This is a genomic window from Paenibacillus sp. RS8, assembly GCF_041956825.1.
GTDB lineage: Bacteria > Bacillota > Bacilli > Paenibacillales > Paenibacillaceae > Paenibacillus_AQ.
In genome coordinates, this window is the sequence record NZ_CP168131.1 from 5,695,019 (window position 1) to 5,712,493 (window position 17,475).

At 43.1% G+C, this 17,475-nt stretch carries 11 protein-coding genes; 4 read left to right on the forward strand and 7 right to left on the reverse strand.

Going from position 1 to position 17,475, the window contains the following annotated elements; translation table 11 throughout:
- Positions 1-5: 5 nt before the first annotated feature.
- On the reverse strand, positions 6-2,081 hold the full coding sequence (locus ACDZ28_RS26845) for a beta-galactosidase (protein ID WP_375103268.1): 2,076 nt from the start codon (positions 2,079-2,081) through the stop codon (positions 6-8).
- Between the two features lie 207 nt (positions 2,082-2,288).
- On the opposite strand from ACDZ28_RS26845, the gene ACDZ28_RS26850 reads away from it, so the two are divergent.
- The 4 genes from ACDZ28_RS26850 (at position 2,289) to ACDZ28_RS26865 (ending at position 5,767) form a co-directional block, all read left to right on the forward strand.
- Positions 2,289-3,137, forward strand: coding sequence for a helix-turn-helix transcriptional regulator (locus tag ACDZ28_RS26850; protein ID WP_375105422.1), 849 nt, complete (start codon positions 2,289-2,291; stop codon positions 3,135-3,137).
- Positions 3,138-3,397: 260 nt separating this feature from the next.
- Positions 3,398-4,105 carry a glycosyltransferase family 2 protein gene (locus ACDZ28_RS26855; protein WP_042128769.1) on the forward strand — a complete coding sequence of 236 codons (708 nt, stop codon included), beginning with the start codon at positions 3,398-3,400 and terminating at the stop codon, positions 4,103-4,105.
- Positions 4,102-4,818: a glycosyltransferase family 2 protein gene (locus ACDZ28_RS26860; RefSeq protein ID WP_375103269.1), complete on the forward strand. Its 717-nt coding sequence runs from the start codon at positions 4,102-4,104 to the stop codon at positions 4,816-4,818. Before ACDZ28_RS26855 ends, ACDZ28_RS26860 begins: the two co-directional genes overlap by 4 nt.
- 115 nt (positions 4,819-4,933) lie before the next feature.
- Positions 4,934-5,767, forward strand: a complete 834-nt coding sequence (locus tag ACDZ28_RS26865) for a methyltransferase domain-containing protein (protein WP_339287075.1) — start codon at positions 4,934-4,936, stop codon at positions 5,765-5,767.
- 52 nt (positions 5,768-5,819) lie between these two features.
- On the opposite strand, the gene ACDZ28_RS26870 is transcribed toward ACDZ28_RS26865, so the two are convergent.
- From ACDZ28_RS26870 to ACDZ28_RS26895, 6 genes are all read right to left on the reverse strand, one after another.
- Positions 5,820-7,427, reverse strand: coding sequence for an S-layer homology domain-containing protein (locus ACDZ28_RS26870; protein ID WP_375103270.1), 1,608 nt, complete (start codon positions 7,425-7,427; stop codon positions 5,820-5,822).
- A gap of 422 nt (positions 7,428-7,849) precedes the next feature.
- Positions 7,850-9,451 (reverse strand): hypothetical protein, encoded by a 1,602-nt coding sequence (locus tag ACDZ28_RS26875; RefSeq protein WP_375103271.1) that lies wholly within the window; start codon positions 9,449-9,451, stop codon positions 7,850-7,852.
- Positions 9,444-10,157 (reverse strand): ABC transporter ATP-binding protein, encoded by a 714-nt coding sequence (locus ACDZ28_RS26880; RefSeq protein ID WP_313642038.1) that lies wholly within the window; start codon positions 10,155-10,157, stop codon positions 9,444-9,446. The genes ACDZ28_RS26875 and ACDZ28_RS26880 overlap by 8 nt, the downstream gene beginning before the upstream one ends.
- Positions 10,158-10,534: 377 nt before the next feature.
- A complete protein-coding gene (locus ACDZ28_RS26885) occupies positions 10,535-13,438 on the reverse strand; it encodes a glycoside hydrolase family 3 C-terminal domain-containing protein (RefSeq protein WP_375103272.1) in 2,904 nt (967 codons plus the stop codon).
- Between the two features lie 562 nt (positions 13,439-14,000).
- Positions 14,001-15,740: an ABC transporter ATP-binding protein gene (locus tag ACDZ28_RS26890; protein WP_042128781.1), complete on the reverse strand. Its 1,740-nt coding sequence runs from the start codon at positions 15,738-15,740 to the stop codon at positions 14,001-14,003.
- Positions 15,737-17,473: an ABC transporter ATP-binding protein gene (locus tag ACDZ28_RS26895; protein ID WP_375105423.1), complete on the reverse strand. Its 1,737-nt coding sequence runs from the start codon at positions 17,471-17,473 to the stop codon at positions 15,737-15,739. The genes ACDZ28_RS26890 and ACDZ28_RS26895 overlap by 4 nt, the downstream gene beginning before the upstream one ends.
- Positions 17,474-17,475 lie beyond the last annotated feature (2 nt).

Genomic DNA, 17,475 nt, shown 5'->3' on the forward strand with positions numbered 1-17,475 from the left:
TCTTTTTATACTAGCGATTTACGCTTCAACATTACGAGATCATTTACCGCTAGATTCAACACAGCCGGAGCTGTAGTACCTGAGCTCAAATCTGTATAATCCACACCATCTAATTTGACTGATTGCGGACTGCCACTGTAGTTTTGCACAAAGATATAATCGCTTTCTCCATCGGTACGAAGCTGCGCTGTCACACCAGTTGGAAGCTCACTATCAAGTGCACGCGTAATTCCTGCTTTAGCAGTGATCGCGGCATACAATTCAACGTAGAAAGAAGCGTCTTTCACACGAGTAGCTAGGTGATATGCATTTCCTTCACCGAAACGATTTACCGTAAGTGCTGGACGGCCAGCATAGAAATCACTGCGATAAGTGCCTAATGCTTCCGCACCTTCCAAGTGTATCAGCTCAGCAATTTCATGCGCATCATAATCTCCACTAAGATTAAGTGCATTGCTCGCCTGCATGACAACACCATTCAAATCACGGCTATGCAGTCCTTCTGTCTCCTCCGCCCAAATACCGAGCGTTCTGCGCAGTGGTCCAGGGAATCCACCCAAATGGCATAAATCCGTTTCGTTAACGACACCAGACCAATAGGTTGCCAGGAAATTTCCGCCCTGCTCCACAAACTTCTCGATGCGCTTTCCATTTTCTTCGCTGATCAGATATAACATAGGTGCAATGACCAGACTGTAGGAGGACAGATCATCTCCCGATCCGATCATATCAACCGGAATACCCAGCTCCCAAAGTGCACGATAATGCTGGAGTACAGTCTCCTCATAACGTAATCCTGAATTACGAATACCTTGTGCATCTTTGATCGCCCAGCGGTTGTCCCAATCGAAAATAATCGCTGTTCTCACTGGAGTTGATGTACCTACTACTTCTGTCATTCCCGCCAGCGTCTTTCCTACCTCTGTAACGTCTTTAAACACACGAGTCTCGGAATGTCCGCTATGGTCAACAACCGCACCGTGGAACTTCTCACTAGAGCCCCGGCTTTTACGCCATTGGAAATATTGTACAGAATCCGAACCATGCGCTACCGCTTGAAGTGAAGACAGCTTGTGCATGCCAGGACGCTTCAGCTTACTGACCGATTGCCAGTTCGTAAGTGATGGTGTGCTCTCCATGAGCAGGAATGGTTTCTTTTTAAAAGAACGCATTAAATCGTAGTGCATCGCCGTCCATGCCGCCAGTCTAGCATCGTCACCGTCTTCAGTATAATGCCATTCTGGATAAGCGTCCCATGAGACAACATCCAGAATTTTGGCTAGTTCGCGATAATCAATGCCATCGATCATATGCATATTCGTTGTAATTGGTAGCGCTGGATTGTAAGGGCGTACAACATTAATCTCATGCTGACAGAAATCAATCGTCCGTTCGCTGACAAAACGCCGCCAGTCGAGGTTCAAGCCGTGTACTTGTGTTTCTCCATGTGGCGCTGGGGATTCAATCTGTGTCCATGAAGTGTAGGTATGACTCCAAAAAGTAGCCCACCAAGCATGATTCACCTCATCCAAACTGTTATTGTATTTGACCTTTAACCAATCTCTAAAAGCATTCTGACAAAGATCACAGTGGCATTCACCACCGAACTCATTCGAGATATGCCAACCGATAACAGCCGGATGCTGGCTATAACGTTCCGCAAGCTTCGCATTTAAAATCGCAGTTTTCTCCCGATATACAGGTGAGGTGAAGCAATGATTATGACGGAAGCCATGTAAATTGTGAACACGATTACGTTCCACTCTTAGAACTTCAGGGTACTTCTCAGACATCCAAGCAGGTCGTGCTCCACTAGGAGTTGCCAGAAATGCGTAAATCCCATTCTCAGCAAAAGAATCCAATACACTATCTAGCCAATCAAAAGTGAATACACCTTCTTCAGGCTCTAGGGATACCCAAGAAAAAATTCCGACAGACATCACATTACAGTTTGCAAGCTTCATCAGACGAATATCTTCACGCAAAATTTCTGGATACTTCAGCCATTGTTCAGGATTATAATCAGCACCGTGCAGCATCACTGGAGCTTTGCTACTAATCGGGGAATGTTTTTTACTCATTGTGTAAGATCATCCTCTCAATTCTGCCCATTTTTGGAATGGGACTATTCTCTGATGAGACGTTAGATGCCGAAGCTATCTAAATCAAGAATCATCATTTATACTATTTATAATAAAAGAAAACTTACCTAGAATAGTAGGAATATACTCTCGAAGTGATAGTACAAAATGAATATGAGGTGAATCATCCTGCTTCCATTTTCTCTGATAGAGTTACCGCGTGACGCTGAGACGCTTCCCTTATATCCTTACTCTGTCGGACGTCATATCCAATTTCATCATGTGCGGCCTGCCGGCTTCCCTGTGCACCAGATTTTTCTGATTCGTACCGGAACTGGGTTGTTTCGTGATCTGGAGAACGGTACTGAAATCATACTAGAACCTGGAGTGGCTTTCGCCTTCCCACCGGATCGAGGACACGAATATTATCCTACCTCACATGAACCATGGCATGTGGGTTTCATCGGAATCGAAGGAATTCAGTCGCAAGGTTTACTAGAGGGGATTGGGCTTCTCCCTTCTATACCCTATCACCCTGCTCGTTTTGAACAATGTTGGGAGGAAATCGGAAAGATCTGGCATACGGTGAACAATCAGACGGCTAGTCGACAAGACGCGCATGGGATGGAAGATCTATCTATAACCCTATATCGATTACTTCTGATGTTGCGTCGTTCTGAATCCACTCATACCTCAGGCAGTCGTTTAGAACTTGAGTCTGTGCGTAATGGAGCGTTGGCTAAAGCGGTTGGACTTATTAACGAGCATTATACTGAGCCGCTCCTTATCTCCAATCTAGCAGCTGCTGTAGGTTATTCCGTCCAGCACTTCCAGCGCCTATTCGTACATGAATACGGCATAACTCCGCATAAGTATCTTCAGAATCTGCGACTAGAACGTGCGGTACAGTTAATGACAGAGAATGATGAGATTCTCGTTCAAGATATTGCGCTTCAGCTTGGCATGGAAACGAATTATTTTATACGGATTTTTCGAAATACTTATGGCTGTACGCCTGGGGTGATGAAGGAGAGACTTTTAGAGGGGAACAAATAAGATCACGTACCCTACGCGACTTCACTGCTTCGTTTGGCAAACCATCATTTTCTTAGCATCAGTAGTACTCTGCAAATTCAAGAACTCCCCACATGCATTGTCTTTATCACAAAACCCACAGTCATCACTGTGGGTTTTGTGTTCTTCATACAAATCCATTTTTGCATACATGAGGTTGATATGCCGTTACTCTATCCTAACTTGGACATATCGTATTATGAGACTTTTCCCAAATAAAAAGCATCTAAGGGGTTGGTTAAATGAACGGTGTTTCCATTATTACCTGTACAAATCGTCCAAATTATTTAAACAACCTACTTCAAAATTACAACAGACAACGATATGCCCAAAAAGAACTCATCATTATTATCAATAACAATGCAATTCCACTATTCCCCTACCAACAATTAGCTAAAAAACACAAAAACATAAAGATATTTCGTAAACCAGAACATCAAACTCTGGGTTCATGCTTAAACTATGCCGTAACGAAATGTAAATATCATACCATTGCCAAATTCGACGACGACGATTATTATGCCCCTCATTATTTAACAGAAAGTATTCAGACATTAAATAGAACAAATGCTGATATTCTTGGAAAACGAGCTCATTACATGTATTTAAGTGGTTCTAAGACTTTGATCCTTCGTTTCGCACATGATGAACATCGAACAGTTACTCATCTACCAGGCGCTACACTCGTCTTCAAACGTAAAGTATTCGATCATGTGAAATTTCCTGATAGAAACGTGGGTGAGGATGATCTTTTTTGCAGCAGAAGTAGAAAGAAAGGTTATAAGGTGTATTCTGCGAGTAAGAATAACTTCGTAGCCATACGAAGAAAAAACTCTTCTAAGCACACATGGATTATCAGCGACAGCACTCTAATAGCAAACCATAAGATCATCCGTAATATTAAAAACTACAAGGCCTTTGTTGGACGCAGTCCAAAGATCAAGTTATGAAATGGGCTGCTGATTCTAATGGATCTGCTGTATCTATCCTGACCTGTACAAAACGAGCTGACTGTATAAATACACTATTTGATAACTATCGACAACAGAATTTCAATCCTAAAGAACTTATCGTGATCATAAATAATAATGATTTGAAGATCAATGACTATATAACTGCTGCAAAAAAACATAAGAATGTGCGGGTTTATAAAATACCGGAACATCGTTCTCTCGGATTTTGTTTGAATTTTGGTGTGCAATTAGCGAAATATAGTTATATCGCTAAATTTGATGATGACGACTACTACGCTACCAACTATTTAACCGATAGTATGGAAACCCTTCATAAGAGTAAGGCGGATATCGTTGGAAAACGGGCTCACTTCATGTATCTAAATGACAAGAAATTACTCTTGGTACGCTACTCTCATATGGAAAATAAATATGTAACCAATCTTCAAGGTGCGACCCTGCTCATTAAACGTAATGTATTCCAGCAAATTTCTTTTCCAGATCGGAACCGAGGGGAATGCGTCAAGTTCTGTTCTGATTGTGCTGCACATGGCTTTAAGATTTACGCAGGAAACAAGTATAACTTCGCTGCAATTCGTAGAAAAAACTCCAAAGATCACACCTGGATTGTCAGCGATAAGAAGCTTTTATCCAAAAGTGTTAAAGTTATAAAAGTAAAAAACTTCAAAAAATACGTCACTCGAAGCTGAATTAATCCAACGAAGTAATAATTTATAATTATATCTATTCTTTAAATTGTGCAGGAAACATGTATTGGGTAGAGTAAAACGTGAGGACTTCAGAATCTCTAAATGAGGTGTTAATGTGCTAAATACTCTATTACAATATCTGATCAGACCCGTCATCTACACGCCAAGCACTACCGAATTTTGGAATCATCCACATATATCAAAAGGAATGCTAGAGGCGCATCTGGATAAAAATTGGGACGCGGCTAGTCGTAAAGAAGAATTCATTAATGAATCCGTGAACTGGATTTCAACAATGCTTCCCTCAAACCGCTATCCAGATCTACTTGATATAGGCTGTGGCCCTGGGTTATACGCAGAGAAATTTCATAGTGCTGGATATTCTGTAACAGGAATAGATTTTTCACAGAGATCAATAGCCTATGCACAAGAGCAATCTATTCTTAATCGTTCCAATATTCAATATCTTTATCAAAACTACTTAGATATGAATTACTCTGAAAGCTTTGATATAGTTACTCTTATTTATTGCGATTATGGTGTATTATCCACTAGAGACAGATCTCTATTATTAGACAAGATTTATAAAGCGCTGAAACCGAATGGAAAACTTATTTTAGATGTATTTACACCCAGACAGCATGAAGGGAAGAATGAACAGAAAGAATGGGAAAATAATATTTCCGGCGGTTTTTGGGATGAGAATCCACATTTATGCCTGAACTCTTTTTATCGTTATGACGAAGATCTGACAGTTCTAAATCAAACCATTGTTGTTAGTGAACACTCGACTCAATGCTATAACATATGGGAGCATTGTTTCACAGAACATACCTTAATTAATGAAATACGAAATGCAGGCTTTGGCCAGATCGAATTGTTTGCTGATGTAGCAGGAAAACCTTTCAATAATGAGGGGACTACCCTTTGTACGGTAATAACCAAATAAAAAGGACTGGATAAAAACATAGCTTCGTGGCTATGAGCATCCAGTCTCTTTTTTAAAACGTATAATCATAAAATCTCTCTGCATTACTTAGGCTAGTCCATATATCAGAGCTTTCCCCACCTATATACCAATAGGCAACCCCAGCTAAATTGTTCTTAACGCTTAAATTGTATTTGGCTATTAGTGAACGTCCATCCTCAATCCAGATGGTGTGCTTTATGGACTGCTTCGTATAATTGGCAACATATTGTCCCAAAGACTCATTCCATACGGGCTTCATCCCATAGTTACTAATAATCTGATTTTGCTCCGAAAGCGACATGTACTTTGATGATGAAACCGTACCATTCTGATTCAACGTCCAGTCCCGATTATATAAAGGCAATGCCAATATAACTTTCTGGCTGGGTACTACTTTTAATACAGTATTCACAGCCTGTTGATCAAAAGGAATTGAGGCATTCGGCCCAGGAATCTTACTCCCATCATAATGCTCGTCATAACCCATCATCACTATATAGTTCACTTGCTTACCTAGTGCAGCATAGTCAAAAGCATCTGTCCAATCTGTTCCAAGATCAGGAGAAACGTCTATCGACAGCTTAGCGTTAAGTGAATGCATTTTCTCCGCTAATAAAGTAATAAATGAGGTCAAATACGCACGATCATCAGGCCCAACATTTTCAAAATCAATATTTAGTCCATCTAATCCATATTTACTCACTACAGCAGCTAATTGATTTACTGCCGTAGTCCTTGTGCTAACACTCGACAACATTTGATGCGTTGCTTCTTGATCTGAACGATTGCCAACCATTGCCCATATTTTCTTATTATTCTTCTTTGCCCATGTGATCAGCGAAGCATCCGTAGAATCCGTTACTGCACCTGATTTTCCTACATAATACCATCGTGGCGATAAGGTATTCACGTTGGACTTCAGAACCGTATTCTCATATTGTGCCGTCGTCTGACCATATTGCCAGCCTATAACGATCTGATCCTCTGGCTTCTCCTCAAGCTCTGCTGCCCAGCTGTCATTTTGCAGAACCCGGTCAATGAGGACAGCTGTTTCCTGTCTAGTTATAGGATCAGAAGGCCGGAAATTCCTGCTTTTATCCCCCTTCATTAAACCTAGAACATTTACTGTAGCAACAGCTGATCTTGCCCAACTAGCAATTTCATTTCGATCATTAAACGAAGTTAGAGCGGAAGTATGGTTTGTTTGCTTTAAAGCTTTGGCCATCCATACAGCCGCTTCCTGCCTAGTAACTGCTTTTACTGGCGCGAAAGTAGTTGCCGATGTGCCGTTAGCCAGCTCAAGCTGAACAGCTGCCTGTATCCAGCCGTAATACCAAGCTTTTTTAGCTACATCTGTATAAGGAGATACTGGACTAACTGCAGGATCTAGCTTTAGCAGACGATCAAGTACCGTTATGAATTCTGCTCTAGTAATCGATTTAGTAGGTGAAAAGCTTGTCTCCGATGTGCCAGTTAATATGTTTCGATGATATAAATCTATGATTTCTTTTTTAGCATAACTGTTACTTATATCTTTAAATGGGGCTCCATCATCAGCCCATATATGTTGAATAAATACCCCAGCTACAAGCAATACTACAAGTATAGTAATAACAAACCTACCAAATCTATTGTTCACGAGATGATCCTCCTCGGATATAATCTTCGAATTATACCAAGGATAGAGTCAATAAACATTGCTAAAATATTGGTAGAGTGCGAAAAGATGTACTTTGTGAATCTCATCCAATTTTCGCTCGGAATAACTAGTAATCGTATGGATCAAGAGCCCCGAGCTCATACCGGACTGTACGTTCTTTAAGCGAAGCAATTTGTGCGGTATGATGGCGACCATGCAAAGCGTATTTTTATCAAATTGAATTCGTTAACAATCAGTTTATATCCTTCCATCGGTGTTGTAATATTGATGTTTTCAAAATATAAGTCCCCACTTATAACAAAAGACACCCCTAAAGGAGTGTCTGACAACAGTTATGATATTCGAAATTCATATTTATGAAGTTACGTTCTGATTGAATCAGAAGATAGTACTTTACTTATTTAAAGCGCCCTAAATAAAAGCTCACCTTTGGACTGAATATATTTATACATCGCACCACATACCACTAATATTAGTAACCCAATACCTAACAATACAAGATTACCATTCAGATCAGATAGCAGCAGACTCAAACCAAATGGGATCAGTAAGCTTATTAAGCCTATCAACATCGTCACTAAGACGGATGCGCTTTGTTTGATTACCGATACTTCATTTGTCCACTCCAGTTTAGGTAGCTTCAAATTAACGATTACACCAATCATTGCTGTAAGACAAGCATATAAGACGGGAATAACCAGTAATAGCAAGCTTTCGATCCCCCCTGTGCCAAGAGATATCATGAGGAGCACACTACTGACAACTACAATCGGCACGGTAATCGTAAGATTCACTGCGATTTTACTTAGCAATATCGTTAATGTCGGCACAGGTGCGCTTTTTAAAATCCAAATATTATTACCTTCGAGCGAAATGGAACTGGATGTTGTGCAGCTTAACGTTACAAAAACAGAAACAAACAGCGGTGCCAATCGGCTTAAATAATTTGAAAGCTCTGGGACCTCAAGAATTTGTCCTAGTTGCTCTGCATTAACGAATAGCAAGGTGACAGCCATCACAAGTAACATCACCATACCAATACTCGTATTGAGCACATATAAAGTAGAACTGAAATAGCGGCGAAGCTCTTTTTTATACAGTGTATACAAGGGTGACGATACTTCAAGCGACTTCATTTGATACTTATTACTGGAAAAAGAGGTCGTAAGACCCGTGTGTATCGCTTTATATTTATTCCCAAGCAACATGGTAAACAGCACAAAAGAAATCAGTGAAATCGCAACAAACAATACTAAGGAATCCATCTGAAACGAGCAAACCGCATTTACATACATAAGCGTCAGAGGATACAAGTTGTATATTTGATCAGCGATTTGTGTGCTCATATCCGCAAGCAATTGTGGATTGTTCCCATTGATTTGACCGGAACCAACAATTATCCCGATAATCACAATAAAAGTTAGAATGAGAGTTATTATACGGCTTCCTTTAAATCTTGAGGAAAACCAGCTGATCAGCGCACCAATAATCGTTGCAGCAATGATCGGCACTAATGGAATAAATAACAATGTGATCAAGAAATACAAATAATATAATGCTCCCGGATTCACTTTTATAGCATAAACTATGCCTGCTGGTACCATCACCATCAATGAGAAAAACAGGTTTAACACATAGAGCTGAGCCACTCGACTTGCAACAATATGACTCGTTTTGATGGGTAAGGACATTACGAGATCGTAGTCTTTGGAGCCAAATAATACACCACTTGCCTTATAGATCGTTGTAAAAAATCCGATTAAGCAAGTAACAGCCATCATAATCGCTAGCAACAGCTCAGGCCGGCCTATCTGTTCAAGGGTCTCTGCAATAATAAAGCTATATCCAAATGAAACGACTGCCATCATGACTATGCCTATTAAGATACCGATGCTAAGCCAAAGCATTTTGCGTCTTTCTTTCACACCACGTGTGTGCAACGCTTTATTTAACCCAAAGGATGAGATCAGCTGAATCTTTGTCAATCTCCAGATATTAATCATGCTTAATCAACTCCAAAAACACATCTTCAAGGCTGCTGTCACCCTTCACCTCTTCTGTTTTCCCATGCGTAATCAATTCCCCAGCTTTGATAATGGCAATCTTGTTGCAAAGTTTCTCGGCTACATCCAGTACATGCGTCGAAAAAAAGATCGCACTGCCTTGACTGCAAATCTCCGTCATGATTCTTTTAAGCGTATGTGCCGCTTTTGGATCTAGTCCCACAAAGGGCTCATCCAGCACTAACAGCTTCGGTTTATGTATGAGTGCTGAGATGATCGCGAGTTTCTGTTTCATCCCATGAGAATACGAGGAGATTAAATCTCCCAAATGAGAGGTAATCTCAAATTCATCGCCATATTTCTTAATCAGTAATTCACGATCCGCTTTCGATACGCTAAAAAGATCACCAATAAAATTCAAGTACTGAATGCCTGTCAGATGATCGTATAGATCCGGATTATCCGGTATATACGCAGTAATTGCTTTGCAGGCTAATGGATCTTTTTTAATTGAATATCCACCAATCTCGATGTCCCCCTCCTCAAAATCAAGAACACCCACCACTGCCCGAATCGTCGTTGTTTTTCCCGCACCGTTATGTCCGATAAAGCCGTAAATATCGCCCTTCTCTACCACTAAATTCAAATCATTTACTGCCTTCTTACCACCCTTATAGCTCTTCGTAAAATGCTTTATTGTCAACATCTTGGCACTTCCCTTCCGTTCCTATAAGTAATTTCCATCTTGTCGTGCGTACCGATTCATACGTTGTTAGGATAGTTTTACTATAGTACGTTTATCCTGTCCATTTAGTTCATTCCTTCATAGAAATTAGTCAATTTAAAAAAACTCGCCCCGATCTAAATCAGTTTCACTTCGAATGACTCTCTGATTCTTTCAAAATTCTGTGTCCATTTAAACATCATCTTTAGCATCCTCCACCGGGCTTATTCGAACAATGTTCGATGCCAAGCCTTTGTTTCAGGAGGCATTGCGATCTATTATTAAATTCGATGCAAGAGAAAAAGGACCTGCCCCCCGCGGGGAATCAGGTCCTTCCTCATCTATTTACCTCAGCCGGCTTACATAAACTGAAGCGTGCTAAGCGAAGCCTTACCGTTAAGTACAATGTACACGTCCTGACATCCGCTAACGCCGCTCAATTCAGCAGTGAAATCATGCCATATATGAGCACCGGTGCCTGCCAGCGTAAGCTGTGCTGCCAGTGGGCCTTCCGGGCTTTGCAGTCGGATTTCTGCTGTAGCAGCACCCGGACCTGCTGCACGCAGTTTGATGCTGTGCGCACCTACTCCGAACTCGGCATCCTTGAAGGATATCCAGCCGGACTGCTCCTTCACTTCTACGGCGCTGCCGCCTTCACGGCACTCGCCAATCAATACGCCTTCATATCCGTCATAGTTGATTGCCTTCACCAATTGCTTCAGGTCACGAGGTGGAATGACTTCGCCTTGCACCTCAATTGCTGCTCTTACTGGCAGATTGGATGATGAAGCCCCTGCCATAAAGGTGAACACGCCGTTTTCAATACAGAAGCGCTCACGGGTGACATCCCAGATTGCCAACTCGGAGAGTGGCAATCTGAAGCTTACGTCAACCGACTCGCCTGGCTGCACATGCACCCGGCGGAACGCAAGCAGTTGCTTCAGTGGACGTTTCACTCGTGATTCTTCCGCGTGTCCGTACAATTGTACCACTTCATCTCCTGCAAGATGACTCGTATTGGTGACACGAACCGTCAAGCTGATCTCATTATCCTTCGCTGCAGAAACCAGCTGCTGGTCGAGGGTCAGGCCATCAAATCGGAATGTGCTATAGGATAGGCCATGTCCGAATGGATAGAGCGGTTCGCCAGTGAAATACTGATACGTTCTACCACTCTGGATCACGTCATAGTCCATAAATTCCGGCAATTGATCAACCGACTTGTACCAGGTCATATTCAGGCGTCCTGCTGGATTCACGTCACCGAACAATACATCGGCAACAGCATTTCCTAGCTCCTGACCGGCATGCGTAGTGTACACGATAGCCGGCACATGTGCATCTGTCCAGTTCAGGGCAAAAGGATAACTCCCCACAACTACTACGACCGTGTTCGGATTCACCGACATAACTTCCTTAATTAGTTGCTCCTGCGATTCCGGCAAAGTGATGTCTGGGCGGTCCATCGTTTCCTTGCCGTTGATTAACGGATGATTACCGACGAAGACAACCGCCAGATCCGCATCACTGGCAATTTCCTTCGCAGCCTGGAATTTGTCCGTAACCGTCTCTACTTCAAATACATCGGCAGCAATCGCTTCTGCTTCCCCACCAGTGACGGATGCAGCCCCACTCACATTGATCTCATTGGCCGTCTCTTCAGCACTACCAGTACCGACAAGCAGCTCACCATTTTCGCTTCCCACTGTTACCGGTGTATCATTCCACGTCGAGAAAGTCACCTGATCTTCGCCTTCTTCGGATGGGCGAACTAGGAATACTTCTTTCGTAAACCATTCCCAAATTTGGTCCGCTGAAGCTTTCACAACGCGGTCATCTGTCGTCAGGTAACGACCATTGTCTTCGGCGATCAGGGTCTTGTTGTGCCAGCCCCAGTCCGTTGATTCAAACACTGCTGCATCCTCCGCAGCTTCGCCGATTACAGCCAGCGCAGCTTGTTCGCCTTCAAGCAGCTGCACATAGCGGCCTGTGCGTTTGGACTTCAGTTTAATCCGGTCTGTGCCGCCGGCGAACATAGTTTTACCACCATGTGCATCAAGCTTCTCTTGAATCCCCTGAAGAGGTGTAATCGTATAAGGCATTGAACCACTGTACCAGTCGCGATATACCGTTCCGCCCAGCGGTCCGATAACAGCAACCTTCTTCAGCTTGTCCGCTTGCAGCGGAAGCATGTTGTCTTCATTCTTCAGCAGGACAATAGCTTTACCCGCCGCTTCACGTGACAGCTTCGCATGCTCTGGATGTAGAATCGCTGACTCGTCAATCGCAGCATATGGATTTTCGGAATCGGGATCGAACTCGCCAAGACGAAAACGGACACGGAACGTATTGCAAAGTGCCACATCCAAGTCACTTTCAGTTAGCATGCCTTCTTCCAGCGCTTCGCGCAGTGACTGCTTCATCAGCTCATTATCGTCGGTAAGGCTGTCAATTCCGCCCTCACGTACAGAGCGAGCGACAGCTTCCTTATGTGTTTCCAAATAGCCATGATCACGCACCGTGCCGGATACGTCAAACGCATCGCTGACAACAAAGCCGTCCATCCCCCACTCCTGCTTAACGATGGCATTAACATCTGGGCTCAGGTTAGCCGGTACGCCGTTAATGGCGTTATACGCCGTCATCATCGACTGGGCGCCGCCTTCCTTAAACGGAATTTCAAATGCTTTCAAATAATACTCTCGCATATTGCGGGGATCGATACTGACCGATTGATCACCGCGGCCTACCTCATTGTTGTTGCCAATAAAATGCTTCAGTGTAGCAACCGCTTTCAAATACTTTGGATGATCACCTTGGATTCCTTTAACAAGTGCAGCTGAAAGTTTGCCCGTCAGTACTGGATCTTCGCCATAGGCTTCCTCAGTACGCCCCCAACGTGGATCACGCTCCATATCAACGGTTGGTGCCCATAACGTTAATCCGTTTATCTCTGGATTGCGTTTATAAAATCCTCTGGCCTCGTCGCCAATAGCATCGCCAATTCGCTGCATCAGTTCAGTGTCCCAAGTACAACCAAGACCGATTGGCTGCGGATAACCTGTGGCTTCACCAAGCCAAGCCATACCATGTGCGGCTTCTGTGCCATGTTTATATGATTTTACCCCAAGCCGTTCAACGGCTGCCTGATATTGCACCATTTGTTGAACCTTTTCCTCTAGTGTGAAGCGAGATACGAGATCATTGACCCGTTCATCAAGCGGAAGCTGTGTATTCTGGAATGGATAGTTAGTAGATGACATGTAAGAACCTCCTTGTAAACGTTTTCTCTGGCTTATTATAATGTAGATTGTCTTTGCCCGATACCCGTAAAATTAGAGGTATTTTCATATATAATTTGCACTTTCATTTGACTTAATTAAACATTTCAACCAGAAACAGCGTTCGTATGTCCTACCAAGCAGTCAAGCTGCCAGCGAATACAGCTTGTAAGCGTCCGGTAAAATGCTTGCAAATCCGCTTCGAAGAGTGCTCCGTTGTTTCCACTTCCATCTTCATATCGTTCAACTCTTTTTCAAGTAACGTGTCTTAACGAATGCATAAACGTCATCAACCTGCTGATCTACAACGCCCCCCCCTGAATTCAGACGCCACCACTGATCGTATCATCTGCATTCACAACATCTTAATGGAGCATGAGATCTACCTTGGCCGCTCCAATTCCAGCACTCGCGATCATTCGTTTAAACGAGGGGAGCAATCTGAGATTTCATTTTGGAACAGTAAATGCCTTGCTACGGACAACAAAAAAAGAAGCATCCTCACCCAAAATGGGATCGATTGCTTCTTTTTTACTCACTAAGTCTACGCTGTCGCGAACTGACTATTATACAATCTGGCGTAATATCCACCACTAGCTAGAAGTTGATCATGCGTACCGCTTTCCACAATATCGCCATCCTTCATGAATAGAATGAGATCCGATTCACGAATCGTCGACAATCGATGGGCAATCACAAAGCTGGTTCGACCCGCGATCATAGTCAGGAAAGCTTTCTGAATCCGCACCTCTGTTAGCGTGTCAATACTGCTCGTAGCTTCGTCTAAGATGAGCATAGGTGGATCTACGAGCATGACTCTTGCTATGGTAAGAAGCTGCTTTTGTCCTTGCGAAAGATTATCTCCTGAACCACTGATCTTCGTGTCATATCCATCAGGCAGACGTTTAATGAAGCTATGTGCATTAGCAGCTTTAGCAGCAGCTATGACCTCTTCATCTGTAGCATCAGGCTTGCCGTAAGCAATATTTTCTCTAATCGTGCCACCAAAAAGCCAAGTATCCTGCAGCACCATCCCAAAATTACGTCGCAAGCTATCGCGAGTAATGGTCTTAATGTCCACACCATCAATCTTAATGGATCCACTGTCTACGTCATAGAAACGCATGAGCAGATTAACCAGCGTCGTCTTCCCCGCTCCGGTCTGCCCAACAATCGCAACTCGAGTCCCTGGCTTCACTTCCAAGCTGAAATCATTTATCAGAGGCCGTTCTGGATTATATGCAAAGAATACCTTCTCGAAGATAATAGTTCCTTGACTTGTATTCATGATTTTGGCATCCTTTAAATCAGCCGGTTCTGGAGTCAAATCAAGAATGGCGAAGATCCGCTGTGCAGAGGCAGTTGCCGATTGTAGCTGCGTAATTACACCTGTAATTTCATTGAAAGGTTTAGCGAACAAGTTGGAGAAAATCAAGAAACTAGACAGATCCCCTACCGTGAAATGACCCCGAATGACCATAACACTACCGATCATTGCAATGACTGAGAACGTAACATTATTGACCAGCCGTGTTGTCGGGTTGGACAAGGAACCATAGAATTGTGACTTCACACCGGTCTGATATAATGTCTCGTTTTGTTTTTCAAACTGTGTCATTGCACGTTCTTCATAATGATAAGCAGTGACCACTTTTTGTCCGCCTATCATTTCCTCCACATACCCATTGAGACCACCCAGAATCTTCGCTTGCTCTTTGAACATCTTCTGAGACCGCATCGTAATAAATCTTGCTACAAAAAAGGTAACAGGTGCTGACAGAAGAACTACCAAGGTCATCACAGGACTTATGTACAGCATTAGCACAATTGCCCCAACAATGGTGATGATCCCTGTAAGCAGTGTGGAGAAACCTTGCAGCAGTCCATCAGAAACGGCATCCATATCGTTAACAAACCGGCTGATACTGTCTCCCTGCGGGTGGTTGTCATGAAACTTTAAAGGCAAAACATTTAATTTATCAAAAAGCTCTCTCCGTAAGTCGTATACCGTTCGGTATGCAATTCGGTTCGTTAAATAAGTAAGAAGCCATCCAAAAAAGCTGCCGACAATATATACCGCTGCCAGAATCAAAAGCAATCTAAGTACAGCGTCAAAATCAACCTTTCCAGGTCCGATCATAAAATCAATGGCTTTACCAATAAGTAGTGGTCCGATTAAACTGGCGATCACACTGAGTAATGCGCATATAACCGCCCCTATAGCTATTTTTCTATAATGTCCTGTATATACAATTAGTCTTTTCCAAATGTTGTTTTTGTTCATTGGCCCGACTCCTCACTCGATAGCTGGGACAGGCAGATTTCTTTATACTCTTCACAACCACGCATCAGCTCCTCATGGGTTCCGACACCGGCAATCCGCCCTTCCTCAAATACCATAATTTTATCTGCTTGCCTTACAGTGCTTACCCTCTGCGAGACAACGAGTACGGTCATTTCCTGACTGCTATTTTTGAGCGCCTTACGAAGTGCCGCATCAGTAGCAAAATCCAGCGCGCTGGAGGAGTCATCCAGAATAAGAATCGACGGCTTACCTACCACTGCACGAGCTATGGTCAAACGCTGCTTCTGTCCCCCGGATAAATTAAGTCCACCACGGGATACCTGCGTATTCAACTCTTCCGGCAATTTACGAATAAACTCTTCTGCTTGAGCAACAGAGGCAGCTTGCATGATTTCTTCCTCGGTGGCGTCTTCCTTCCCCCAACGAATATTCTCAGCGATTGTTCCTGTGAACAGCACTGCTTTTTGCGGGACAATCCCTATTTTCTCACGAAGCTGATGCAGCTTATAATCTCTGACATTCACTCCATCCACTTTAACTTCACCTTGCACCGCATCATAAAAACGTGGAATCAGGTTCACAAAAGTAGATTTACCAGAGCCCGTACTGCCAATCAGCCCTACAGTCTCTCCGCGGTTAATGACTACCGATATATCCTCTAATGCCAACTCACCAGTTGTATTATAACCAAACGATACACGTTCGAATGAAATAGCAGGAGCGGTATGATTTGGTTCAGCCATCATAACATTTCCTTCCTCGGACACGGATGCTTTGATACTCAGCACTTCATTCACGCGATTGGCAGAGGATGAGGCTTTTGTAAAAATAATAACCAGGTTAGAGACCACTATAAGTGCCAGCAAGATTTGAGTGACATAATTGATGAAGGCAATGATCTCACCCTGTGACAACCGGCCCCCGTCAATATGAATTCCACCTACCCATAAAATAGCTATGATCGCCGCGTTTACTACAAGTGTCGTCATCGGTCCAAGTAAAGCGGAAATCCGCGAGACTCTGATCGCTGTAGTGGTTAAATCCTCAGACGAGGCATCAAAACGTTCTTTTTCCGTACGTCTCTTGGCAAAAGCACGAATGACCCGAATTCCTGACAAATTCTCACTAAGTACGAGTGCAAGTGCATCCAGCTTCTGTTGATACAATCGATACAAAGGAGCGCTTCGAGTGATAATGAAATATAAAATAATCCCAAAAATCGGCGTTGCCGCTATTAGGATCAGCGATAACCTAAAATCCAAGATCATCGACATTATGATAGCTCCGATGCAGATAAACGGCGCACGAATAACCAGGCGAATCAGCATGGCAACAGCAATCTGCAGCTGGTTTACATCATTAGTAATCCGGTTAATCAGCGTAGGCGTACCGAACGTATCCAGCTCAGCGTACGATAAGGATGTAATATGATTGAACATTTTATTACGAAGCGTCGTGCCGAATCCCTGAGATGCTCGTGCCGCATAGTATTGACATACCATAGAGCAGCCGAAGCCAAGTAGAGACATCAGCACCATCAAGCCACCCATGCGGTATACATAAGCACTGTCATGATTTCCTACCCCATTATTGATGATTAATGCGACAATGGTTGGCAGAATCAGCTCCAGAATCGCTTCCATCAGCTTAAAGATTGGACCGATGATGGCTTCTTTTTTGTACGGTTTTAAATAAACTGCAATTTTGAACAACG